Raw genomic sequence first — 26,622 nt, 5'->3', positions numbered from 1 at the left:
CCTATTTTGGTCATCTTATCTTAATCACATCACCATGTGTGATACCTGTTTCGTTAAAACTATCAACTCGTACATAAATAGGAGAATCCTTTACGATGGCCCCTATATTCTGGGAATTCCTCCCAAGTACCAGATAACTGTGATAGAGCTTTGTCGGTGCATAGCCCCATACAATATTGTGGCCTGCAGCGTTATCTTTGCTCCAGGACACCTGCATATCTATGTCAGTCTTCATCACAGCCTTAACACCGGCAGCTTTGGCTGGCATCCGGCCATTGCCCTTTCCAAATACCCTGATACCGGACACACAGATATTCTGATCAAAAGGCACCTCTATTACAGTGAGCCTTATGAACCTTGCCTTTATACCTTCCGGTCTATATACAAAATCATTGCACAGATTAGTATCTGCCTTTGATTTATCTTCTATTACAAAAAAATCTCCGCCGTCCAAAGACCCTTCAAGTATCCACCTTGTGCGGCGCTTTTCCCTGTCTATGTATCTGATCTCATGTGCAACAAGACACTGTGCGCCTTCCGGAATCTTAGCCTTAATCCCGTCATCTGCAAAGTTTATCTGAATGCAGTTAACATCCATCGCTTCTCCAAGATCTATCACAGCCCACTCGCCCGTTTTGGAATCCGCCTTCCACCAGTTTTTTACATCCTCATTTGTAAGCTTATCTGCTCCAACACCTGAAGAAACAAAAGCTTTTTTGCCATATGAAAGAAGCATATATTCGGGCTCTTCAAAAGCTTCCTTGTCCATATCAGACGGCCAGTCTCCATAAAATTGATCGCAGTAAAGCTCGCCATCTGCGTCAAAGCCTGCCTTCCACAAACCAAGTCTTCTCTCCATATCATTATTAACAGAAATGGACATCGACGCCGCATGCCAGTACCTGCCATCTTCATCAGCTATAGTAGATCCATGACCTGCGCCATTAATAAAACCTCCCGGCTTATAACTAAACGGATTATTGCGTGCAAATTCAAAAGGTCCAAGCGGATTATCCCCTACTAAAACACCATCTCCATATACATTGGTCTGAGTCTGCGGAAAAGCATACTGAAGATAATACTTCCCATCATGCTTGGTCATATAAGCTCCCTCAATATATGGATCATCTCCTGCAAAGCCTCGTGCCAGCTTCCTCACAGCATCCTCAGTAGTAAGCCCTTCCTTCTGCCTAAGTTCCATAGGCATCTTCATAAGATCCTGAAAAATAGCTTCCGCAGCCTTCTCAAAATCCATCCCAGCCTTAGGACTCACATGATCCATACCAATACGCTCATAGCCCCTTGACTTATTGTCCATTTCGAACATAACCTTCTTGTCACAGACAGGCTTCATAGTCCTTGGATCAAGTTCAACTCCCCATATAGGCGTAATATTAGAACACCCCCAATACAGGTACATCCTCCCATCATCATCCAGAAACAAATCCGGATCCCAGAAAGGAAAGCTCCCTTCAATCTCTTCAAAACCTTCATTAACAGGATCTTTGGACCTATAGAAGTTACATACCTCGTTCCTTTTCGATGCGCAGAAATACAGATAATCTCCCACCGCCCTAACATCAGGAGCATAGTCAAAAACAGGAATAGGAGCATCAAGCTCATGATATTCCCAGTCAAGCATATTGCTGCTAACATAAAAACCCGCAGTCATAGACGGAAAAAGATAATACCTCCCCTTAAAATATTCCAGCGTAGGATCCGCCGCCTCCCTGTATACCGAAAGCTTATCATCTCCAAGCCCAGGCATGTTGGGCTTTTGAAAGCTGTATTTATACGGCAAATTAAGCGGATTACAATATACTCTGCTCATATAGACCTTCCTCTTTATAAAATAGATACTACATATTTTCAGATAATGATACATTTTACACTCATTATATTCATCTCTATTATTGCCATAAAGATATATACATAAGAAGAATACGACATATTTTCAGATTGCTCCATTTTACTTTCACCCATAAAAAAAGCCCCGGCAATCAACTTGCCAAGGCTTCATCCCACTAAAAACTTCCCGCTTACAAGCGGGAAGTTTTATTTACTCTTCTATATCGCTAGCATCGAATACTTCCGTAAGCGGCTTGCCTGCAGGTACCATCGGATATACCTTATCATCTTTCTCGATAACCGCATCGATAACGACAGGACCACCAGCATTTATAGCTTCCTTAAGCGCAGCTGCAACCTCAGACTTCTTGGTCACACGGATAGCCTTGCATCCAAGACCCTCAGCAACCTTGCAGTAGTCAACCTTGTCAGTAAGAACAGTTTGAGAATAACGCTGACCATAGAACAGATTCTGCCACTGACGTACCATACCAAGAACCTCATTATCAATGATGATCTCGATGATAGGAATATTGTATCTGCTGGCAGTTGCAAGCTCGTTCATGTTCATTCTAAAGCATCCGTCACCTGCAATATTGACACAGATCTTGTCAGGATTGCCCATCTTGGCACCTATTACTGCGCCAAGACCATATCCCATAGTTCCAAGACCGCCACTTGAAAGGAAAGTTCTTGGATTTTTGTACTTATAGTACTGGGCAGCCCACATCTGATGTTGACCTACATCTGTTGTGATGATAGCACCACCCTTGGTTATCTTATCAAGCTCTTCCATGATATAAGGACATGTAAGCTTACTCTTGTCATAAGAAAGCGGGAACTCCTCTTCCATCTCCTTGATCTCGGAGAGCCACTCGTCATGCTTGCCCGGTTTCAAAACTTCAAGAAGATCAGTAAGGATCTCTTTAAGATCACCAACTATAGAAGCATCTGTCTTGATATTCTTATTGATCTCAGCAGCATCTATATCGAACTGTACGATCTTAGCACCCTTGGCAAATGCCTTAGGATTGCCTATTACTCTGTCTGAGAATCTGGCACCGCAGGTCAGCAGAAGGTCACACTTGCTGACACCATAGTTTGAAGTCTTGGTTCCATGCATACCGATCATTCCAGTATAGAGCTCATCTGTACCATCGAAGGCACCTTTACCCATAAGAGTATCGCATACAGGAGCCTGAATCCTCTTTGCAAGCTCTCTGACTTCCTCATGAGCGCCTGATATGATTGCTCCGCCGCCGACATAGATAAATGGACGTTTGGATTTAGCTATCATTGCAGCGACTTTCTCTATGTCTTCCTTGGAATATTCCTTCTTAGTCTTGGGTTCAGAGATCTGAGCCGGTGTATAATCACATTTGGCAGCAGTAACATCCTTCGTAATGTCAACTACTACAGGTCCTGGACGGCCTGATCTTGCAATCTCAAATGCTCTTCTTAATGTATCAGCAAGCTTCTTAACATCCTTGACGATGAATCCGTGCTTGGTAATAGGCATTGTGATACCGTTGATGTCAACCTCCTGGAAGGAATCCTTACCAAGTGCGGGAAGATTAACATTGCAGGTGATAGCAACCATCGGTACGCTATCCATATATGCTGTTGCTATTCCTGTTACCAGATTGGTAGATCCGGGGCCTGATGTAGCCATGCAGACTCCAACCTTGCCGGTGGATCTTGCATATCCGTCAGCTGCATGAGCAGCACCCTGCTCATGGCTTGTAAGGATATGGCAAAACTCATCCGAATGCTTATATAATTCGTCATAAATATTAAGAATCGTTCCGCCCGGGTATCCAAATACAGTATCTACCCCCTGCTCCTTAAGACATTTAAGAACGATTTCTGCACCATTTAAGACCATTGTACTGTACTCCTTATAACAAGTATTAATTCTGTGATATAAACGTAAAAAAACTTTATGCGCCCTATACAGGATGTATTAAGCACATTCTTAGAAGTCCATGGATGGACTTCTATGTGCCCTATTCAACATCCGGAACTTTAAGGATAGCGCCTGTATTACCGCTTGTAACGAGCTTCTGATAGCGGGCAAGATAGCCATCTGTGATCTTAGGCTGTCTTGGCTTCCATGCTGCCTTTCTCTTAGCAAGCTCTTCATCAGATACTTTCATGTTAAGAGAATTGTTATTGATATCGATTGAGATGATATCGCCTTCCTGTACCAGAGCTATAGGTCCGCCTACTGCAGCTTCCGGAGATACATGTCCTATAGAAGCTCCTCTGCTTGCTCCTGAGAATCTGCCATCTGTAATAAGGGCAACTGTAGATCCAAGTCCCATACCGGCAATTGCAGATGTAGGATTGAGCATCTCTCTCATACCAGGTCCGCCCTTAGGTCCTTCATATCTTATAACAACTACGTCTCCGTCTACGATCTTGCCGCCAAGGATAGCTGCAATAGCATCTTCTTCACAGTCGAATACTCTCGCAGGACCTTCATGAACCATCATTTCGGGAGCTACTGCAGACCTCTTTACAATACCTGTATCAGGTGCAAGATTACCCTTAAGTACTGCAATACCGCCGTTTGGAAGATATGGATTATCAATAGGTCTTATAACCTCAGGATTGAGATTCTCAACGCCTTCAAGGTTCTCTCCTACAGTCTTGCCTGTACATGTAAGAAGATCTGTATGGATGAGATTCTTCTTGGTAAGTTCCTTCATTACAGCATATACACCGCCTGCCTCGTTAAGGTCTTCCATATATGTAGGACCTGCAGGTGCGAGGTGGCACAGATTAGGTGTTCTGTCAGAGATCTCGTTGGCATATTCCATATTGATATCAACACCTGCTTCATGAGCGATAGCAGGGATATGAAGCATTGTATTAGTAGAGCAGCCAAGTGCCATATCCATGGCAAGAGCATTCTCAAAGGCTTCTTTGGTCATGATATCTCTTGGCTTTATATCCTTTTCCAAGAGTTCCATGATCTTGTAGCCAGCCTTCTTGGCAAGACGGATTCTTGCAGAGTATACTGCCGGGATCGTACCATTGCCTCTAAGACCCATACCGATAGCTTCTGTCAGGCAGTTCATTGAATTGGCTGTGTACATACCAGAGCAGCTTCCGCAAGTAGGGCATACCTTCTCTTCGTACTCAAGAAGCTTATCATCACTGATCTTGCCGGCAGTAACCTCGCCAACAGCTTCGAACATAGATGAAAGAGATCTCTTACGACCATCAACATGTCCTGCAAGCATAGGTCCGCCTGAAACGAATATAGTAGGTATATTGCAACGTGCCGCAGCCATCAGTAGTCCCGGTACATTCTTATCACAGTTAGGTATCATGACCATGGCATCGAAGCCATGAGCCTTGCACAGACACTCTGTAGAGTCTGCTATAAGATCTCTTGTAACAAGAGAATACTTCATTCCGATATGTCCCATCGCAATTCCGTCGCACACTGCGATAGCAGGAACTACTACAGGCATTCCGCCGGCTTCAGCTACGCCGAGCTTGACAGCTTCAGCGATTCTCTGCAGTTCCATATGACCCGGAATGATATCACTTTGAGAGCTCACAATTCCGATAAGAGGCTTTCTTTTCTCTTCTTCTGTAAAACCAAGTGCATTAAACAAACTTCTGTGAGGTGCCTGCTGCAGTCCTCTTAAAACTCTGTCACTGTTCATAGTCTTTTCTCCTGTTTTAATTAGTTAATATTATGTAACTGCCGTTTTCGTAAGATCTGTGCATTCTTTTGATATAATCTTTGTTTGCAAAGTCTTCGTCTTCGTACATTTCTTTTTTGATCATAAGATAATCCGCATCCTCTATCCTGTCCGAAGCTTCTACGTCATACAAAAATTCCATTATGTATTCCTGCACCATACCTGTAACTGCCGGATGCTTATATTCCGAAGGATCTACCATGATAAGAGCCTGATATGTCTCATCTATCTCTCTGTCATATGGGGCAAAAAAGGTATCGCCAAACACTCCAATGAAGAAGTATACAACAGATATAGCTATAGGCAGAGCATAGAATATATGCTTTAGGTCAAATCTCTGCAGTGTCAGTATCAGATTGCCCATCACAACGCTGACAGCAATAGCCATGATAACACCCATGAACATATATGATTCATAGGATGGAACTCTCTTAAAAAAGACAAGTATAAGAGGCATCCAGAATAGCTGTCCCAGGATTATAAGTCTGATGCAGGTTCTGCTCTCCTCAAAATACAGGACGCAACCGGTGATCATTACAAATATGGATACGAAGCACATGACCATAAGTGCATGCTCAAATCCCGGTGCAAAACTTTTAGAAAAATCGAATATAAAGTGATACCACCTTACAAGATATGTATTACCTTCCGGTGTTATCATTCCAAATGACTCTCTGACAAGCTTAAGTCCCTCTATGAAGGCTCTGACAGGATCTTTGGATATTATTCCGGCTCTTGACAGTCCTTCAAACTCTTTATCTGAAGATAGGATATACGCTCCGCTTCCAAGTATATTAATTGTATAAAAAATACCGGCAATGATAAAAGCTGCTATCTCACAGCTAAGGATATTAAAAAACTGTGAAAAGTAAATATTGTTCTCAACTTTTCCGCTTACCTTCCTGGTTCTGAGCCCGTTGATAAGAAGATACAACAGAACCGCAAAACACATAGGAATGATCCAGTTAATGTTCCAAAGGCATACCAGCAAAGCTGCAACAAATGTGATCACAAGGAAATAATACTGGATATTGCTAAAGTTCTCCGTAAGTGAAAGCCTTCCAAGCATATATATCGATAATAGGAATAATGTTACCGAAAGTGTATACCCTCTTCCCTGAATATTCAGGATATTGACCAGTTCAAAACCACTGTAAGTCACAATAGTCGCAAATGGGATCCAATGTGTAAAATACCTTTTTGAAAGTCTGTACAAAAGGATAAGATTGGAAGAAGCTGCAATGCAGGATATTCCTCTCATGACCATATACTTAGGTATCCCGAACATATTTAGAAGTGATGCCAGGAAGTTATATCCTATGTGGTTACCTTCTGCCGACCAGTTGCTAAGCGTAAATAAAGGTCCTTTACTGATAAAATAAAAATAATCGTGAAGCTCCTCATACGAAGGAGTTATATAGAACATTCTCCAAATGTAGTACAAAGTCATGGCAAGTACCGCAAGTACTACTGCCATATCCTGAGGATCTTCTGAAATATGAAGGCGAGGCGGTCTGTAATGGATCTTGAAGATCACCAGCCCCTTATCAGATTTCTTTTCCTTTTTAATCATCCCGTAATATCACTAAACCCGCTACTACTTTATCTCACTTGCAATAAGGCTTCCCATACCTGAACATGAACAGATCATATCTTCAGGAGTCTGTGCATCCTTAATATCTCCTGTCCTATACCCTTTTTTAAGGATTACTTTAACTGCATTTTCTATAGCGTCAGCTTCCTTATCAAGACTGAAGGTATAACGCAGCATCATAGCCGCTGACAGGATCGTAGCTATCGGATTAGCTATATCCTTTCCCGCAATATCAGGTGCAGATCCGCCGCTCGGCTCATAAAGTCCGAAACTCGTCTCATTAAGTGACGCTGAAGGAAGCATTCCGATAGAACCTGTTATCATACTAGCTTCGTCTGAAAGGATATCTCCGAACATGTTCTCTGTAAGTACCACATCGAACTGAGCAGGATCCTTAACCAGCTGCATAGCGCAGTTGTCAACCAGCATAAATGAAAGTTCTACATCAGGATAATCCTTTGAAACTTTGGTAACTACCTTTCTCCAAAGTCTTGAAGAATCAAGTACATTGGCCTTATCGACACAAGTTACTTTCTTCCTTCTCTTTCTTGCAACATCAAATGCCCTGATAGCAATTCGTTCAATTTCTTTTTCTGAATAAACAAGAGTATCTGTGGCAACTTCCTGACCGTCAATCTCCTCAGTCTTCCTCTCTCCAAAATAAAGACCGCCTGTAAGCTCACGCATGATCATAAGATCAAAGCCCTTCTCGCTTATCTGAGTCTTAAGAGGACATGCCTCCTTAAGTTCAGGATACAGATATGCAGGTCTTAAGTTTGCAAAAAGTGAAAGTGCCTTGCGAATACCAAGAAGTCCGGCTTCAGGCCTCTTCTCCGGTGGAAGTTTATACCATGGTGATGTAGATGTATTGCCGCCTATAGAACCCATAAGAACCGCATCGGAAGATTTGGCTATATCAATGGTCTCCTGGGTAAGCGGAACCCCGTACTTATCAATAGAACATCCTCCCATAAGTACGTCTGTAAAAATAATCTCGTGTCCATATACTTTGGCTACGCTCTCAAGAACTTTTTTTGCCTCAGCAACAATTTCCGGCCCTATCCCATCGCCGGGAATGCTTGTAATGTTCAGCTTCAATGTTATCTCCCCTTTCCGCTTTCGCAAAAGTTAAGTATCATCTTAGCTTAAAAAAATTCAAAGTACAAGGTGCAAAATTAATGTATCGAACAATACGATATTAATATCACACCTATAAACACGATTAAAAATCACCTATTAAATTGTATCACATACCATCTGTTTCTGATGTGAACTACCCATCACCTAAAGGTAATGGGCTTCTAAGAGCCTGACGGCTCTATTTAAGAAGTTTGATATTTAAGTTTCCACCTGACAGGTCAGGCAATCCTTATTCTTACAGGCGTGTCCACATCGCCTCTACCGTATAGGATGCTAAGATCCACAACGCTACTTTTACGCATTATATTTAATGCTCCGTTAACATCGGCATTAAAATTAAAGCCATTGGCAGTTTTATACATTCCACGATGTATCCTACTACCACTGAACTGATACTCTTTTGGATTATCATTATTGTAAACAGGAATATTGTCTTTATCCCAAAATGAGGCCTTTGATGTATAGCTTTCCTCCTGTTCAACATAGATAATGCCATTAAGTTCACAAAGGTATGACAGTTTATCTCTTAATAAGCCATAAGGGATATTAACAAAATTCTGATTATTCTGTTTGCCGATATGAGAATTCCTCTGAAACGTAACATTATATCCGGCTACAAGGGTTCCGATATCGTTAGCAATACAATAATCTACTATCTTACGTGCGGCTTTGCTCATATAGTCATTTACTTTATTGTTACGATCACGAGCAATGGCTTTCTGACGATTTGTAGTCTTTTTGCCAAAATGTTGCTTGTCCTTAATGGACTGCAGGCGGGTATTCTCTTTATTAAACCACTGATTTATGGATTTAAGTCTTCTTCCGTCAATAATGAATGATCTGCCATTGCTTGACACTGCAGTTACAAGATTATTTATACCAAAATCGAGAGCCAGTGCATTGTTTTTGTTAAGATTTCTTTGAACACACTCAGCTTCGTAAGTGTATTGGATTTCAAAGAACCTAGCGTGAGCTTTTGGTATGATACGTATCTCTTTAACCTTTTTGTCAACTAGGATTGGCGGGATTGTGATTTCAACCGGCTTGTGGGTTTTCTTAAAGCTGTTTGAAAACGGAAGTATTAACTTACTCCCATTAAGTCTTACAAAACCTATAACAAGTGTGGTATGTCCGTCTTTTGGAAGATAATGTGGCAGTTTGCAATCCTTAAAGGCATACTTACCCTGTTTTGCAAGTTTAATTAAGCTAAAGAATGATTTGAAGCTGCCATCTACTTCTTTAAGGATCTGCTGTGCCATATTAGAATTTAATGCCTTGTAATTAGGACTACTTTTAAGAAGTGTATAATTCTTCTCATACTTCAGGAATTTACCTTCAGTAAAGTAATACTGCCTAACATTATAGATGGCTTCATTTGCAAGATTTTTAGCTGAATGGCACAGTTCTTTTAAGGTTTTGTAATCGCCTTTCGACAGATGCTTTACCTGCTGTTTAACAGTAAGATACATACAAATTTCTCCTTTCGTAGACTCAGAAATGGAATTTCCTGTATGTATATTATATCATATTTTTACTAAAAATACATGTTTACAGTAAAATATAATACACACTCTAAAACTGACGCCATTCATCCCACGGTCTAAAGACCATGGGTTTTCTGGCTGAGACATTATAAAAAAAGGATGACAGGAAAGCCGCAACTTTCTTACCATCCTTTAAAAATCAATCCTTTTTCTTCTTGTCAGCCTTGGTCTCTACAGGCTTAACAGCATCTTCAGGCTTCTCGATCTCTACGATTGCTTCCTTAACCATAGGGATACGGCAGTTCTTGTTGTTACCGAACTCGATGATAACCATGTTGTCATGAATATCGATTACAGTTCCGATGAAACCGCCTGTTGTACGAACGCTATCGCCAACTGCAAGTGCTGCCATCATAGCTGCCTTCTCTTTTTCCTGCTTACGCTGTGGTCTGATCATAATGAAATACATGAATGCGAACATCACAACCAGAATGATCAGATAATAGCTCATGCCTACAGGTGTAGCATCTGCAGCAGTAGCAGCCATTTTAAATAAATCTGAATACATTTAATTGTCCTCCGGAATCCTCTTTAATTCTTTTAAAAAGCTTTCGAAAAAGCTACCTTTAAATGATACACAATATAAAGTTTACTTACAAGTGCGTTTTTCATAAAAAATTCTTGTCAATAATCGGCATATTTTACTGAAAAACATTCTGAATGTATCAGCACTTCCATCAGCCTTTACGCCAGTTCTTGGCTATGTCGCCTCCGGGAGCTGTAGAGAGCTCTTCATATTCTCTGAATCCGTCAAGGGTCTTCTTCTTATAAGCAGCAAAATTTCCATTATCAAGAGCATCTCTTATCTCTTCCATCATATTGTTGTAGAAATACAGGTTATGAAGGACACAAAGTCTCATACCAAGCATCTCTCCGGCTTTTAACAGATGACGGATATAACCTCTTGAATAGCGCTTACATGCAGGGCACTGACATCCCTCTTCAATAGGATGAGAATCAAGCTCAAATCTGGCATTAAGGAGATTGAGCTTACCCTTCTTGGTATATACATGACCATGACGGCCATTTCTACTAGGATATACACAGTCAAAGAAGTCTATACCTCTTTCTACGCCTTCAAGAATATTGGCAGGTGTACCAACACCCATAAGGTATGTAGGCTTGTCCTGAGGAAGATAAGGAACTACCTGCTCAAGGACATGATACATCTCTTCATGAGTCTCACCTACTGCAAGGCCTCCAACTGCATAACCGTCAAGATCCATCTCTCTGATGCGCTTGGCATGTTCTATTCTGATATCATCAAATATCGCGCCCTGATTGATACCAAATAGCATCTGGTGAGGGTTCACTGTATCAGGAAGTGAATTAAGTCTGTCCATCTCCTTCTTACAGCGCTCAAGCCATCTTGTGGTCCTGTCTACAGACATCTGAACATATTCATGATCAGCTCTTGCAGATGGGCACTCATCAAAAGCCATGGCAATAGTACTTCCAAGATGAGACTGGATCCTCATACTCTCTTCTGGTCCCATGAAAAGCTTGTGACCATCTATATGAGAATGGAAGTATACGCCTTCCTCTTTGATACGCCTTGTCTTAGCAAGTGAAAATACCTGAAATCCGCCTGAATCAGTAAGGATAGGCTTATTGCATGACATAAACTTGTGAAGACCGCCCATACGATATACATTGTCATCGCCAGGGCGAAGGTGAAGATGATATGTATTACATAAAACAACCTGATTCTTAATACCTTCAAGATCTTCTGTAGAAACAGCGCCCTTGATGGCTGCAACTGTTGCTACGTTCATGAATACAGGTGTCTGGATAGTTCCATGAACAGTCTGAAATTCGCCTCTTTTAGCACGGCCTTCTGTTTTTAATAACTTGTACATAGTACCTCTTTTCATAACATAATCTGAGAAAATATAAGGATCACACATGATCTTGTACAATATAAATCCTATAAATTCTTGAATATGAATTAAAGGAATTTATGCATTATGGATTTTATATAATTCAGTTCAGATCCTTATACTCAAAAATATAGGGACATGTCGCACATGCCCCTATACATAATATACCATTACATTTTATTGGACAAGTAAATATATCAGTACAGATACTCGTCCCAGAACTCTTCAAGGCAGATGCCCTCTTCATACATTACAGTTGCAGCCGAAACTCCAACATATCTTATATGCCAGGGTTCATATTCAATACCTGTAATCTCTTCTTTGCCCTTAAGATAGCGAACTACAAAGCCGTACTTGTACGAGTTTTGCGCAAGCCACTTACCGGCAGGCGTATCACCAAATCCTTCATCCAATGAGCTGTATCCGTCAGTGATGATATCAAGAGCAAGCCCTATCTCATGTTCTGAAGATCCCGGAATAGTTACTGCCTGAGAAGCAAGTGTATATGACTGCATATAGTCATAGCCTTGCTCTAAATAGTAATCAACCTTCCTTGCAAAGAGCATCTCCTGACGATTGTTGGATCTATACGGTGAACATACTACAAGTGACACTCCGTCTGACGCAGCTGCTGCCACCATCTGTCTAAGAGGCGATAATATTCTCTCATCGCATAGCTTGCCACCGCTGGATATCTGCGCAGTGGCAAAAGTATAATTATCAGGAATCGGATGCTGCTTATTAACAAGCATAAGATTCCAGTAATCTGCAGAAAACTGTGTGTTTCCTGCCACAGAATCGTCATTATCTTCCTGCTCTATATCCTTACTACCTGTTTCATCTTCTGCATTAAGTATCTCCGAGATGCTGATCTGATCGCTTTCGAGGACTTCTCCCAAGAGTTCTCCATTGCCATCATATACAGGATCTTTATCTGCGTCTTCTTTAGTATAACTACTGCCTGTAGGAACCGTCTGATCATCGATAGAAATTGTCTCAATATCTGCAACATCTTTAGCATCTACTTCAGCTGAAACATAAGTCGTACCGGCAACATCCTCACTGCGAATACTATCTGATACAAAACTTACATCCATTGGTAAAACGGGATACGAAAAACTACTCGATGATACGAAGAATAAAAGAACACAAGCAATACTAAGAAGACGTTTTCTATTATCATATAGAGCACTACCAAGTGCCGTCACAAACACAACTACTGCGACAGCGATCACACCGAAGAAATAGAACTTCCTATTCTTTTTTACGAACTTCCCTATTCGCCGAACAGCTTTCTCCCGAAACGTCGGCTCAAATGAAACATTTTTGTTATTCATTGCACCTAAGCTCTGGCTCCCCCTGTATTTTCGGTATATCATAATGGTATTATACTACATTTTGAGAACTTTTGAACACTTTTTACAAAAAAGCTTCAATTTTCATGCCCGTAATTATAAAATATACCAAAAGAATAGTTTTTATACCTATCGCTTTCACGCTTAGGTTGTAGAGGGGGCGGCATGGTATCCTCGAAGGTTAGCAGAAGTGGGTAGACGATGGGCGGGCAGAATATAGATCTTTGTCACGCTGTTAATTGGTTTATAAATTCATGGCATGATATCTGTCCCTTTTTATTCTGGGGTCCAAACTCGCTTCGCTCAGACATGTGGACCCCATGCAGAATAAAAAGCTCCATCTATCATACTCATGAATTTTATAAACCAATTAAAAAGCGTGACAATGATTTATATTCTGCTCACCCATCGTCTACCCACTCCCGCCAACCTTCGAGGATACCATGCCGCCCAAGCCAGGAATATACGCTGCGTATGTAATTGCTTATGGATGCATTTCTATGTGCCAGTGCCTTATTCTCTGACTTTAAAGTGTTGAATTTATGCAGTAATAATGTATAATAAATTAAGTTTTCTGTGTTTTATAACTACTACTTTACACTTGGTCGGTGTAGTATCTTCAAAGGCTTTGCAAGGGGATGTGACTTGCGGCGGACAGAATATAAATCATTACCACGCTTTTAATTGTTTTATATAATTCATGAGCGTGATAGATGGAGATTTTTATTCTGCCAGGGGTCCATATGTCTGAGCGAAGCGAGTTTGGACCCCAGAATAAAAAGCTCCAGATATCATGCCATGAATTAATAAAACAATTAGCAGCGTGGTAATGATTTATATTCTGTCCGCCGCAAGTTACATCCCACTTGCAAAGCCTTTGAAGATACTACACCGACCGGGCACGACATATTTATATATGCAAAGGGGGCTATTCATGTCTGGATCAACATTTGGTAATCATCTTAAAATTACAACCTGGGGGGAGTCGCACGGGGCTGCTCTTGGCGTTGTTATTGATGGATTCCCGGCAGGGATGGAGCTGTCAGAATCTGATATACAGAAGTATCTGGACAGGAGGAAGCCCGGAACATCATCTGTCACAACACCTCGCAAAGAGGATGACAAGGTTGAGATCTTATCAGGAGTATTCGAAAGTAAGACAACAGGCACTCCCATCTCCCTTCTTGTAAGAAATACATCTCAGAAATCCGGAGACTACAGCCAGATAGCATCCTACTATAGACCGGGACATGCCGATTACGGTTTTGATGCCAAGTACGGATTTAGAGATTACAGGGGCGGTGGTCGTTCATCAGGAAGAGAGACAATAGGCCGCGTAGCTGCAGGTGCACTGTGCGCTAAACTCCTTGGCCAGATGGGCATTACTATCACCGCATACACCAAATCCATAGGTCCTGTAAGCATCGATCCGAATAGGTTCGATGCATCTGTTATCAAAGAAAATCCTGTATGTATGCCTGATGCAGACGCTGCTGCCAAGGCTTTTGATTATATTCAGGAATGCAGAAATGAACTGGACTCTGTAGGCGGAGTTATAGAATGCCGCATAGAAGGCGTGCCTGCAGGAATAGGCGAGCCTGTTTTTGATAAGCTTGATGCTTCCATGGCCAAGGCTTTGATGTCAATCGGTGCTGTTAAAGCTGTCGAAGTCGGTGATGGCGTTATGGTATCTACTTACAAAGGTTCTGAAGACAATGACGGATTCACATATAAAGACGGCAAGATAATAACTGCCACTAACCACTCAGGTGGTATCATGGGCGGCATCAGTTCAGGATCTGACATAATCCTTCGCTGTCATGTAAAACCCACCCCTTCCATCTCCAAAGAGCAGTCTACAGTAAAACAGGACGGAAGCCCTATAGATATAGTCATAGGCGGCCGACACGATCCTGTAGTTGTACCAAGAGCTGTTGTCGTAGTAGAATGCATGGCCGCAGTCACACTCCTTGATGCCATGATATCCAATATGTCAGCAAGGGCAAGCTATATCACAGACTTCTATAATAGCCGCGCATAATAATACTTTTAAACCAAGACCTCCTGTCCTCATTTTATAAATAGGGCAGGAGTTTTTTTCTATCATTAATTAAAACTTAAATATCAACTACTTAAGTCCGATAAACATAATGGCGTATCGTTTTATAGGCTCATTCATGACAACACACTTTTTTATCAATAAATTCGGGCATCCATAATTTGAAAGGATCATAGCCGTATGAAGCAATATACTTATGTGATAAATGATGACATTTCTTTAGAAGATGTAGCCAGGCAGATCAGCGACAAGATCCATAGAAATCCGCATATCACTTCTGTGCTTCAGGTTATAGAGTCTTCCGGCACAGAAGAAATCATCAGATATGGATATGAAAAAGCCTCAAAGTGGTTTCCGGATATGATCATATACGGGATGACTTCTCAAAGGGCTATAGTTGATGGCATGCATGATGTCACTATCGATTATAACGGCAAGGGCGTTTGCTCTTTACTTCTCTTTGAAAACAGCACTGTTGTTGCCAAGGGATACGATTGCCACATACAGACTCCCCTTGAATGCGGGCAGGACTATCTTAATCTTCTCAATAAACGAAAAGATATTAAAGGCATCCTGCTCATGTCGTCTGACATCACACTTTTTTCTGAGGATTTTGCCAGAACCATCCTAGAAGAATACCCTGATGTCCCCATCTTTGGCGCTATGGCCGGTACCAGGGACATTACCAACGACAGATCCATGGTTTATTTTGATAAAGAAATATATAACAAAGGGATCGTAGCAGTTGCCTTCTGTGGGGACGATCTGCATATAGAAGCCAAAAAGAGTCTTGGCTGGCGCCCTCTTGGCAAGGAATTTGTTATCACAAAAAGCTCAAATGATGGCCTGGTACAAGAGATCGATGATAAGCCTGCAATAGATGTATACAAGGAATATCTTGGAGTATCTGAGAATAGATTTTTCTATGATAATACAGCTGCATTTCCTATTCTTTTTTTGCAGAATGATGAACTTGTAGGAAGAGTTGCCCTGTATTGCTCGGATGGCGCTATAAAGTATACTATGCCCATCCCGGAAGGAACCAAAGCCAGTTTTGCTTATGCCAGAAAGAAATACCTTCTTTCTGAATCCCTGCAAAATGCCAATGACCTTATCAGCTTTAATCCACAGGCAATCCTTATATATTCCTGTGTTACCAGAAGGAATTTTATGGGAGACCTGCTTGCAGACAGAGAATTCCTATATTATAAAAATGTATGCTCAAACAGCGCTTTCACAGGTGGCTACGGAGAATTCCTCTTTAGTGACAAAGGGGCAGGTCTGTTGAATGGATCCCTTATAGCTATTGGCTTTAGAGAGGGAGACGCTACTCTTTCTTATATAGAGCCTTATGTAGACGAAGATCTTATCCAAAACGAAGAATTGCTCCCTCTTATGGAGAGGATGATCAACCTTCTTGAGAAGACTACTGATGACCTTAGAGAGAATGTTCTGCAGTTATATCATTCCGCAAACCACGACGAACTTACAGGAATCTACAACAGAGCATCTTTTAACTACTATTACAATGAAATATTTGAAAAAATAATGGTCCTATATCTGCAGGACTCTTTCTTATAGACATCGATCACTTCAAGCATATCAATGATACCTACGGACATGAAGCAGGCGATATTGTTCTAAAAAAACTTGTTGCCTATGTCAATTCCGTATTGCCTGAAAGAGCTGTTTTCTGTAGATGGGGAGGCGAAGAATTCGTCTGCATAATAGACAATATTAACAAAGAAGAAGCCATATCTATCGCTGAGACTATAAGGCAAAAGGTAGAAACATCAGACTTTTCGCCTGTTCCGAAAGTAACAATAAGTCTCGGAGTCACTGTTATAAGTGACACCGAGACCAGTCATAAAGATATCTTTAAAAAAGTTGACGATGCATTATATGAAGCCAAAGAATCCGGAAGAAACAAAATTACATTCCGTACATAGAAATTCATCAATCCTCTAATTTATGGAATACGATGCAGTTAGGCTGATCAACTACGACTTCTGGTCCGTTCATTACAATGGTTCCCTGTGCCATGTTGACATTAAAGAAAGTCATTGTATTGGACTCATGGTTAAGAGATACAAGGTGCTTGTTATCAGGGAAGAGTGCTGCATCCTTAGGATACTCTCCTGAGATAGGAAGACCCAGGATCTTCTTGAGCTTACCTGTTCTCTTGTCTGCTCTGTAGATATCTACAAAGTTCTCTCCAAGGTTAGAAGATACAAGGTAGTTATAATCAAGCGAGAACATAAGAGCACTGCTTGCGATACCCTGTGCATCAGGATCGTCTATAGTTGACATAGACTGGATTCTTTCAAAATCAGGTATATCATGATCATCTACTTTGTAATGATATACATCGATTGAATTCTTCTGCTCTGTAAGAACGTAGATGAACTCACCATTTTCTGAGAACTTGATATGTCTTGGAGCTGACTCCTGATCACAGTGGATCACGTCGGCATTCTCAAGACGACCTGTCACATGATTTAATTTATAAACATTGATCCTGTCCATTCCAAGATCACATGCACACAGGAACTTGTTGTCCTTGGTCATACGTACGCACTGTACATGTGGACGATGGTTACGTCCTGCTGCAGAGCCAAGGCCCTTCTGATAGATCTCTTCTGTTATCTCACCGATACTTCCATCTTCGTTAAGACGCAGTACTGTGATCTTACCATCATGGTATCCTGCACAGAAAAGGAACTTGTCTTCATAATCTGTAGAAAGGTAACAACCTCTCATTCCATTGATAGAAGCTTCATTGATAAGACTAAGTGATCCATCTTTCCCTATATCATAAGCTTCTACACCAAAGTCAGTGATAGAATAAAGGTGCTTTTTATTCTTGGATTCAGTAACATACGAAGAATTAGTGATCTTGATCTTACTCTTCTCAGTCATACGGCCGTTCTTGACATCTACATCATAGACACGAATACCGAACTTGTCACCGGTTCCATTTGTATAGCTTGATACATAAGCTACGTATTTGTCTTCTTTAACAGCTTCTTTTTCGGGAGCCTTGCTTGTTGATTCTACTGAAGCAGCATCAGCCACTACTTCATTTGTAATAGTTTCTGTCATATTGAAGTCCTCCATAGACATGGATATAAAATCTAAGAACATTTTAACACAGTTAGATGTGCCTCAACAATCACCTTTTTGCCAGCTTGGAATAGGAGTTTCTATAATGTCTGTTCATTTTAAGGCAATCTCTGTAGGAAAGGAAATTGGCGCTTCCATATCTGGATGCCGCTATCTGCGCTATACAAGCCTTGTCCAGTACTAGTGCCGTAGCATATGCATCATCCTTTGTCTGTCCCAGACAAAAAGCTCCATCATCCAGTGAAAAAACAGCGTTGACATTCTTCTTGACGATAATACGATTTCCATCATGTCCATGATGATTGATCGGTATCCTTACACTTGTACCTACAAGCTGGGCGAAATCATCAAGCAGAGGCTTCATATGTGTGGCACGCCTTGATACGATCTTGCAAGCCTGTGACTTGTTGTGAACTATATATCTCACATCAGGTCTTTTGGCGTATATCTCTTCATGCATCCGCTTGATCCTGTAAGGAGTATCCGGCTTATCATATATGATGCTGCCGCTATTGATATGTGAGCTGAAGCCTTCAATAAACTCGCTTTCAATATCCATATGGCAATACCCGTGCAAAAAGAGCTTTGAAGCTTCCTCCATCTCCATTGCACATTCCAGAGCTTCATCGCTTATCGTGCCCATGCAGATAGTTCCGTGATTGGACATGACTATTCCATTATCTGATTTATATTTCTGGATAGTCTTCTTAACGTTATCTGCAAGCTTTCTGGTTCCGGGGAGTGCATATGGAGCGCATGGTATCCTTACGTCATCGCCGTCAACCATAGCCCGGATCTCCTTAACACCAAGAGATCCTGCCACAGTAGCAAAAACCTGATGGGTATGGATTATAAATCTGATATCGCTTCGTGCATTATAACAGGCAACATGTACCAGAAGCTCGCTTGAAGGTTTGCATTTGCCTTCCCATGAGAGATCTCCAAGATTGACTTCCGCGATCATCTCAGGTGTAAGGTCTTCATACTGTATACCGCTTGGAGTTATAAGTATACGGTCTTTATCAAGTCTGCATGATATATTCCCCCAGGTTCTTACAAGAAGTCCCTGATCATGAAGCTGTTTTCCAATATTAATAATTTCCTGTCGTGGATCCATTTATAATTCCTGCTTTCCAAAATCTTAATATTTGTCTAACTACAGCCTTCCACTTGGACGGACCAGCCTTTACAGGGGAGGCTGTATATAAATCATTGACACACTGTTAATCATTTTATGAATTCATGCCCTATTATCCTAGCCTGAGTATATATCGCATCAGGCTTTATATCATGACTTTCCATCGGGAAAATATCTTCTGATATCTGCTCCTCAAAAGCCAAGGCTATAAGATATGCTCCGGGAATCCTTGGAATATAGCGGTCGTAAAAGCCGCCCCTGTAGCCGATCCTGTTGCAGTCTCTATCAAAAGCAACACCCGGAAGAATCATAAGAGTATCTGTATGCAGCATATCTGTATGATTAGTATCTTCATGATAAGGGGGCTCATGTATATCATCTGCATGATTTAAGTCCAAATCATGCATAGCCTCCCCAGTCACATATCTATCCGTAGTTACAGGCTCAGGAATTCCGTGATAGCCTTCTGTCAGGTCTTTCATGCCTCTTACTTCATAGAATTCCATAATTCCATTTTTAGGGTCCGTCACCTTAGGGCAATATACTCTCTTGCCTTTATATAGTAATCTTTCTATAAGAGTATGCGTATCTACTTCTGAAAGATACGAACAATATACCAATACGCTATCTGCGTCGTTTAGCTCTTTAGATTCAAGGAGCTTGTCTATTATCATCCGGCTGTAACGCTCTCTGTCTATCTCGGGTATAGCATCTCTTCTTGCAAGAGCCGCTTTTCTATAATCCTGCTTGTCCAAAACAACTACTCCAAATCTCTAGTGTGATGATTCGTTCATAAAACATAGAACTATTACTTATATCATCAGATCTATACAAATGGCTATATGCAATACATCCTCATGCACAATGTCCATTGTATATCCTGCCATGTTACATACCAGGACATCGCTCTGAGCAGATCTTTGCAGCAACTTTCATACCATCCATAGCTGCTGACATGATACCGCCTGCATATCCTGCACCTTCTCCGCAAGGATATAAGCCTTTAGTATTAATAGCCTGAAGATCCTCTCCTCTTGTGATTCTTACAGGAGATGATGTCCTGCTCTCAACGCCTTCCATAAGAGTATCATCAGCATCAAATCCTTCTATCATCCTGCCAAAAGCGCTCATACCCTCATCTATAGCCTCTTTAAAATCATCAGGAAGAAGGTCATGAACACTTGCAAATACGTAGTCGCCCTTTATGCATGGAGTGTTCCAGTCTTTTCTTTCATCAGTATTACCTTTTACTGTTCCTTTTTTTCTATAGTCAACAAGGTATTCTACCGGAACTTTGCCCTTTCCAAGTTCAAAGGCTCTCTTCTCAAGCTCTCTTTGGAACTTCACTCCGCATAGAGGTCCTTCCCCTCCAAAGTCTTCAGGCTTAACGGTTACTATGATCGCACTATTGGCATTTTTGGAATCACGGGCATAGTAGCTCATTCCGTTAACGCACAGGTATCCCTCTTCAGATGAAGCATTGACTACATGTCCTCCCGGACACATGCAAAAAGAATATACGCCCCTACCCTTGGAAGTATTATGTACAACTTTATAAGGAGAAGCAGGAAGTGTGGGACTTTCATATACTCCGTACTGAGATCTGTTGATATTCTTTTGAGGATGTTCTACGCGAAGGCCTACTGCAAATGCCTTAGGCTCCATATATACACCTTCACTATTTAGAACTTCAAAGGTATCTCTTGCGCTATGGCCTATAGCCATGACAACAGTATCTGTCTCGATCACAGATTCATTTCCTGCTCTATCAGTGACTTTCACGCCTGTCACATGTGCATCTGTCATAATAAGACCGGACATTTTGGTTTCGAATAAAACCTGTCCGCCCATACTTTTAATGTCTTCTCTTATGTTCTTAACTACATCAACCAGCTTATCCGTGCCTATATGGGGCTTTGCTTCATAATATATCTCTTTTGGAGCGCCATGATCTATGAATATCTTAAGTGCACGCCTTCCTATTCCGTCTTTGTCACGGACCATGGTATTGAGCTTGCCGTCTGAGAATGCTCCCGCGCCGCCTTCACCAAACTGGACATTGGATGTCGTATCAAGGACTCCTGTCTTCCAGAAGTTCTCAACGTCCTTCTGCCTGTCTTCTACTGCTCTTCCCCTTTCTATAAGTATAGGTTTAAAGCCAAGACATGCCAGTTCATACGCTGCAAAAAGACCGCAAGGACCTGCGCCAACTACAACAGGAGGCTTAGTCATCTTATTAGTCCCAAGTTCAGGAAGTTTATAAACAATGGGTTCAAAAAGCTGTGCGTTTTTATTACGGGCTTTTTGAAGTGCCTTTTTCTCATTTATGTTAAGTGATATATCAATTGTATATATATCAAATATGTCAGGCTTCTTACGAGCATCAATCGAGTGCCTGAATACGCTCAGATCTGCTATAGCTTTAGCATCTATCTTCAGCGCTTTGGCTGCAACCGGAATAAGGCTCCTTGAAAGAGCCTCTGGTTCCATGACACCATTTGTATATTGCGATGCTTCTGAGCCGTTTTTAACTTTAATATTACTGATTCTGATCATATATTTCCTTAAATTACTGTATTCTTGTATATATGCTTATAAGATAGTGATTTACTATCGGCCCGCAGCAGCCATCCCTGCGATATACCCGCTTGTAAATGCCCACTGAAGATTATACCCTCCGCATCTTCCGTCAACATCTGCAAGTTCGCCGACAACATACACTCCGGGTGTATGAACTGATTCAAGATCATCTGTCAGATCATTAAGATCAACTCCGCCTTTAGTAACCTGAGATGATACATAGTCAGAAGTAGCGACTATATTTATTCTAACATTTCTATAGTTATCAATAACTCTTTCAAGATCGTCTATGCTATTAGCATCTATAACGGTATCTTCTTTTATGCCTAGTCTTGACAGTATCATAAGGCCTATAAGATGATTACTGATTCCATCAAGTACCTGGATATATGTCTTACCTCTTGATACTTCTATGATATCTTTTTTCATATTGGCAAAATCATCGTCAGAATATGTCGGGAAGAAATCCAAAAACGCAGTAACAGTCCCCTTGTTATCAGCCATGTACTGTGCCACGCGCCCACTTAGCTGAAGGACAGGGATTCCTGATATTCCTTTGGATGTAATCTGCACTTCGCCGTATTCATACAAGTCTTCGATTTCTTTAATTCTAATACCGGCCATCATTCTGACTCCGTACTTGGACGGCAGGTCTTTGTCATCAGACAAAAGCGCCACAAGAGCCGGATATGTCTTCGTAACATTCATTCCAAGGCTCTTCGCTATATAATAACTATCACCTGTAGACATGGTTGATTTTGGGCCTGACAAGCCTCCTGTTGCTATTATAACTTTGTCAGCTTTATATAAGCCACCTGTTGTCTTAACTTCAAAGCCTCCATCATCAACAGGCGTTATCTTTTTAAGCTGCTGACCGGTTATATATTCGACGCCAAGTCTTACTACCTCATCTATCATTGCATTCTGGACTGTGACTGCCTGGCCGGATATAGGATATATATATCCTTCTTCGCTTTGAATCACAACTCCCAGAGACTTCATGAATTCCAAAGTCTTCGCTACTCCGAATCTTTGAAGCCATCCCTCCATTTTGCCCTGTGCACTAAGATTATAGCATGAAGCACTCATGGCTTCATTGGTTATATTACAGCGCCCATTGCCAGTCATGGAGATCTTCTTGCCTGCTATATCATTTTTTTCCAAAAGGATAACATGGGCGCCTTGTCTTGCTGCTGTGATCGCAGCACACATACCCGACGCCCCTGCTCCTGCTATAAGTATTGTTATCATATAAAGTGAAAACCTCTGGCTATTACTAGAACAAATCCGCCGCCCGGAATCCTCTCAACTTCGTACTCGTATATACCTCTAAGGATCAGCAGGAAGAGTAGGTACAGGAATCCTCCCGCAAGACATCCTACCAGTATCGTAAGGATCTCTCCTATTACATTTATAAGAATCATATTGAGAAAGAAAACTATAAGAGCCGCTACAGCACTGCAGATTAGCGGAACTACAAAGTTTGAGATCCAGCTATGCCTGTAATGAAGCATTCGCATGATCTCCCAAAAGCCCATGCCTCCCATCACAAGGAACATTACAAAATCTGCATAGGATACAGCTGTCATCTCTTTGTTCATAACATAGGTCATAATAGCAAATGTACCCGCATGCGCTATCACTGCTACTATTATGTTAAGGATCAGAGCTCTGACCTTACGAAGTCTTAAGAGTATGGTACTCATAAGGATACCAACAGGCGTGGCGAATACCATAAGTGATGCATGTCCCATCATAGCTACGGCAGAGTCAGACGGTGTCACATACACAGCCCTTTGTATAGTATCTGACAAAACTGCCATGAACATAGAAACAGGGAACAGGATGATCACTAAATATCTGGAGAACTCTGAAAGTGTATCAAGGGCTCCATGTTTATCAGAATGAACCACCATAGAACAAAGCTCATATACCTTTCGAAGCTGGGTAATTGTAACAATGCATACAGCTATCACTATAACAGGCAGTACTCCGCCAAACCAGGTGCCCCACTGAGCTGTCGTATGCTTCAAAGATCCCACATACATAGCTTCATCTATGATATCGAGCGCAAATGGAAAAGCAAATACAATCGAATATGCTACTATATTTCTTCCATAGGAAGGCCCGATTCCAAGATATCTTGGCTCACCGGATCTTACGATATCATCCATCTTGCCGCTTTTAATCTTCCAGATGATAAGAAGATATATAAGCGTGATAAGAGAAGCTGCGCATCCTCCGGCAAGCGCTCCGCATGCTCCATAACCGGATGCCAGATCATTTCTTTCAAGAAGCGCATTGGCTTTAAGACCGTACCTATAAGAAAAGCTTGCAAAGGTAGGTGTTAATACCATAAAAGAAATCGCAAATATAAGATCAGAGATAAGAGATAAGAGATTTTCTCCAAATCCCTCAAGCATGCCCCTTATAGCTCCCTGACAGCTTATAAATATAATGGCTACCGAAGTTGCGATAAAAGCAAGGAAACCGATCCTGGATCCAAAAAGCTTCTCTGATACAGAAAAAGAAAAGATAAGAATTATACCGCTTACTATCACTCCTGCTGCAAAGCCTATCGTTCTTGCTTTTCTGGCTACGTCCATTGCGTTTATGAACTGTTTCTTTTTTTCATACAGTTTGATAACTGCACTTATGGCGCGCTCTATAGCAAAAACAAATACTCCATAGCAGACCATGAACAGGTTCATAGGCGAAGCAAGAATGCCAAGTCCTTCATTTTTGATGACCTTAAGAAGGAAGATTCTGGTGACCATCAAAATGCAGATCATGACAAAAACTGCTACAGAAAAAGTATCCGGTTTAATCCTGTCTTTACTTTTAATTGCCATCTCTTGTTATCCCAAGCCTTTCAAGTACGTCGTTTTGTTTTTGTTCCATAACTTTAGCTTCATCCTCTTCCATGTGGTCGTAGCCACACAGATGAAACATGGAATGAGCCGTCAGAAAAGCAAATTCTCTTTTCTCACTATGTCCGTATTCTAGTGCCTGTGAGCGAACTCTCTTCTCATTGATAACTATATCTCCTAGATAGATGCTGCCATTATCAGGGTCTATCATATCGCATCTGTCAGGCCCGTTTAGAACTGAGAAGTCTCCGGGAGTCTCATATTCTATATTGGGAAAAGAAAGAACGTCTGTCTCTCTGTCTATATCCCTGAACTGTCTGTTCATCTCATGTATGCCCTCATCATCCGTGATAAGCATATTGATCTGAGCTTCCTCCGGGAAATTCTCACTTTTAAGTACTTCTTCACATACGCTGCGTGCGATCTGTTCTATATCGAAATCAAATTTGGCATCGACTTCGTTTTCAACGCAGAAAATCATAATACAATTTCTCCTTTTTTAAGAGCTTACTGACTCTGTTAAGCTCAGCGATCGAAAGATCCGAGTGATTAAAGTTGCCTCCCACATGTCTTCTTTCGATCATCTCTTCTATCATTCTATCACTATCAATTTTGGCTGTTTTATCTTTTTCAAAAATAGTCATCAGTTTATTGACGAGATCCTCGCACAAATTGATGATCGTCGCTTCCTTAGATACAGGCGCCGTCTTGCCGCTCTTAATATACTCTTCCAAAAGAGCAACTGCAGACTCCGGGAACTGATAACGGTGGAAATAAGGCTTAGCTGCCTCAAGATCATCCGGTCTTCCATCGAGTATTCCAACTCTGTGATAATACGCACATGCCTTGGTCGCTCTTCTGTCAGCTCCTATATCAGCAGCGATCCTGTCTGCAAGATATGCTGTATGAACTGCTTTATAATATTCCCTTTTGTCCTTGTTCTTGATCTTGACAAGTAGTTCAAATTCAGGGTCATTGATCTCCATATACATGTCATTGCTGCCCCTTATGACAAGGAGACTAAAGGCATTAAGAAGTACCAAAAGAAGCAATGTCGTGATCACCACATTAACAATCGGAACTGTAAGCATGGCTATTGTAAAAGTCTGATTGAGAAAAAGCACATGATAAGCCACAAGCAGTACGAATAAAAGCATGATGGATATAAGTATCGGGAGCCCGAACTGAAGCTTCTCACCAACATGCTGAAACAATACTATAGCAACTGTTCCGGCGATCAGATATATAAAAAACGGCTGAACATACGATCCATTGCACAAAAGAAGTGTCACATTAAGTAGAGCACATCCGCTGCAAAGGCCTATCATAGCATTGGAAAAAAGCGATAACAGAACAAATATGCTAAGGTATGGCCATATCAGGTTGTTGACCAAAGGAAACAAGAGCGATGCAACAAATGATACCATGTATATGATGAAAAACCTGTTAATATGCTTCTCATTACCATATGAAAGCGTATTCCTTATAAGACCGTCTTCCCATAAGAATACTATAAGACCGCTTTCTATGATCACAGTGATAACATTCCTTATGATCTCTACATCACTAAGGCCTCTTGCCTTGCTCGCAACAAACATAAGTACAGCAGACACAAGACACATAGCACATATACTTGCTGCTTTTTTTAATCCGGTCAATAGTTTACTCTCACTACGAATATCCACATCGGGAATATTTCCAAAAGCTGCTGTCTTGATATCCATAATAAAACTCTCCCCTGTTTTTAGTCGGTACCTGCCTATCGTCTGTAA

Annotated in this window: 20 protein-coding genes; 3 read left to right on the top strand and 17 right to left on the bottom strand. The window is 41.3% G+C overall.

Annotated elements, in window-relative coordinates:
• Window positions 1-10 precede the first annotated feature (10 nt).
• The 9 genes from I7804_RS09305 to I7804_RS09265 all read right to left on the bottom strand — a co-directional run bounded on the left by I7804_RS09305 (window position 11) and on the right by I7804_RS09265 (window position 13,062).
• Complete coding sequence (locus I7804_RS09305; RefSeq protein WP_248403080.1) at window positions 11-1,831, bottom strand: family 43 glycosylhydrolase; 1,821 nt, start codon at window positions 1,829-1,831, stop codon at window positions 11-13.
• Window positions 1,832-2,059: 228 nt separating this feature from the next.
• Entirely contained in the window at window positions 2,060-3,733 is a 1,674-nt protein-coding gene (gene ilvB, locus I7804_RS09300; protein WP_022752888.1) for a biosynthetic-type acetolactate synthase large subunit, read from the bottom strand.
• A gap of 121 nt (window positions 3,734-3,854) precedes the next feature.
• On the bottom strand, window positions 3,855-5,528 hold the full coding sequence (gene ilvD, locus I7804_RS09295; RefSeq protein WP_248403078.1) for a dihydroxy-acid dehydratase: 1,674 nt from the start codon (window positions 5,526-5,528) through the stop codon (window positions 3,855-3,857).
• Between the two features lie 16 nt (window positions 5,529-5,544).
• Entirely contained in the window at window positions 5,545-7,140 is a 1,596-nt protein-coding gene (locus tag I7804_RS09290) for a glycosyltransferase family 39 protein (RefSeq protein ID WP_248403077.1), read from the bottom strand.
• Window positions 7,141-7,164: 24 nt separating this feature from the next.
• Complete coding sequence (gene leuB, locus I7804_RS09285) at window positions 7,165-8,259, bottom strand: 3-isopropylmalate dehydrogenase (RefSeq protein WP_022752885.1); 1,095 nt, start codon at window positions 8,257-8,259, stop codon at window positions 7,165-7,167.
• A gap of 260 nt (window positions 8,260-8,519) precedes the next feature.
• Window positions 8,520-9,770: an RNA-guided endonuclease InsQ/TnpB family protein gene (locus I7804_RS09280; protein WP_092042152.1), complete on the bottom strand. Its 1,251-nt coding sequence runs from the start codon at window positions 9,768-9,770 to the stop codon at window positions 8,520-8,522.
• Between the two features lie 214 nt (window positions 9,771-9,984).
• On the bottom strand, window positions 9,985-10,332 hold the full coding sequence (gene yajC / locus I7804_RS09275; RefSeq protein ID WP_034453778.1) for a preprotein translocase subunit YajC: 348 nt from the start codon (window positions 10,330-10,332) through the stop codon (window positions 9,985-9,987).
• A 190-nt stretch (window positions 10,333-10,522) separates the two neighbouring features.
• Complete coding sequence (tgt, locus tag I7804_RS09270; RefSeq protein WP_110073783.1) at window positions 10,523-11,704, bottom strand: tRNA guanosine(34) transglycosylase Tgt; 1,182 nt, start codon at window positions 11,702-11,704, stop codon at window positions 10,523-10,525.
• Between the two features lie 218 nt (window positions 11,705-11,922).
• A complete protein-coding gene (locus tag I7804_RS09265; protein ID WP_248403076.1) occupies window positions 11,923-13,062 on the bottom strand; it encodes a M15 family metallopeptidase in 1,140 nt (379 codons plus the stop codon).
• A 952-nt stretch (window positions 13,063-14,014) separates the two neighbouring features.
• Here I7804_RS09265 and aroC point away from each other — a divergent pair.
• From aroC to I7804_RS09250, 3 genes are all read left to right on the top strand, one after another.
• Window positions 14,015-15,121, top strand: a complete 1,107-nt coding sequence (gene aroC / locus I7804_RS09260; RefSeq protein ID WP_248403074.1) for a chorismate synthase — start codon at window positions 14,015-14,017, stop codon at window positions 15,119-15,121.
• Window positions 15,122-15,319: 198 nt separating this feature from the next.
• Complete coding sequence (locus tag I7804_RS09255) at window positions 15,320-16,720, top strand: FIST N-terminal domain-containing protein (RefSeq protein ID WP_248403072.1); 1,401 nt, start codon at window positions 15,320-15,322, stop codon at window positions 16,718-16,720.
• Window positions 16,696-17,088, top strand: coding sequence for a GGDEF domain-containing protein (locus I7804_RS09250; protein WP_331477887.1), 393 nt, complete (start codon window positions 16,696-16,698; stop codon window positions 17,086-17,088). The genes I7804_RS09255 and I7804_RS09250 overlap by 25 nt, the downstream gene beginning before the upstream one ends.
• Window positions 17,089-17,095: 7 nt before the next feature.
• Here the strand turns inward: I7804_RS09250 and I7804_RS09245 are convergent, their stop codons facing one another.
• The 8 genes from I7804_RS09245 to I7804_RS09210 form a co-directional block, all read right to left on the bottom strand.
• Complete coding sequence (locus I7804_RS09245) at window positions 17,096-18,241, bottom strand: lactonase family protein (protein WP_248403070.1); 1,146 nt, start codon at window positions 18,239-18,241, stop codon at window positions 17,096-17,098.
• Window positions 18,242-18,311: 70 nt separating this feature from the next.
• Window positions 18,312-19,379: a class II aldolase/adducin family protein gene (locus I7804_RS09240; protein WP_248403068.1), complete on the bottom strand. Its 1,068-nt coding sequence runs from the start codon at window positions 19,377-19,379 to the stop codon at window positions 18,312-18,314.
• A 110-nt stretch (window positions 19,380-19,489) separates the two neighbouring features.
• Window positions 19,490-20,155: a 5-formyltetrahydrofolate cyclo-ligase gene (locus I7804_RS09235; protein ID WP_248403066.1), complete on the bottom strand. Its 666-nt coding sequence runs from the start codon at window positions 20,153-20,155 to the stop codon at window positions 19,490-19,492.
• A 133-nt stretch (window positions 20,156-20,288) separates the two neighbouring features.
• Window positions 20,289-21,956 carry an NAD(P)/FAD-dependent oxidoreductase gene (locus tag I7804_RS09230; protein ID WP_248403064.1) on the bottom strand — a complete coding sequence of 556 codons (1,668 nt, stop codon included), beginning with the start codon at window positions 21,954-21,956 and terminating at the stop codon, window positions 20,289-20,291.
• Window positions 21,957-22,010: 54 nt separating this feature from the next.
• Window positions 22,011-23,231: an aminoacetone oxidase family FAD-binding enzyme gene (locus tag I7804_RS09225; protein ID WP_248403062.1), complete on the bottom strand. Its 1,221-nt coding sequence runs from the start codon at window positions 23,229-23,231 to the stop codon at window positions 22,011-22,013.
• Complete coding sequence (locus tag I7804_RS09220) at window positions 23,228-24,832, bottom strand: polysaccharide biosynthesis C-terminal domain-containing protein (protein WP_248403060.1); 1,605 nt, start codon at window positions 24,830-24,832, stop codon at window positions 23,228-23,230. Before I7804_RS09220 ends, I7804_RS09225 begins: the two co-directional genes overlap by 4 nt.
• Entirely contained in the window at window positions 24,822-25,331 is a 510-nt protein-coding gene (ybeY, locus tag I7804_RS09215) for an rRNA maturation RNase YbeY (protein ID WP_022757040.1), read from the bottom strand. Before ybeY ends, I7804_RS09220 begins: the two co-directional genes overlap by 11 nt.
• The gene (locus I7804_RS09210; protein WP_027204719.1) at window positions 25,315-26,574 is read right to left on the bottom strand and encodes a hypothetical protein; all 1,260 of its coding nucleotides are present in this window, start codon (window positions 26,572-26,574) and stop codon (window positions 25,315-25,317) included. The genes ybeY and I7804_RS09210 overlap by 17 nt, the downstream gene beginning before the upstream one ends.
• Window positions 26,575-26,622 lie beyond the last annotated feature (48 nt).

This window comes from Butyrivibrio fibrisolvens, assembly GCF_023206215.1.
Lineage (GTDB): Bacteria > Bacillota > Clostridia > Lachnospirales > Lachnospiraceae > Butyrivibrio > Butyrivibrio fibrisolvens_C.
This window is presented reverse-complemented; position numbering and strand designations above follow the sequence as displayed.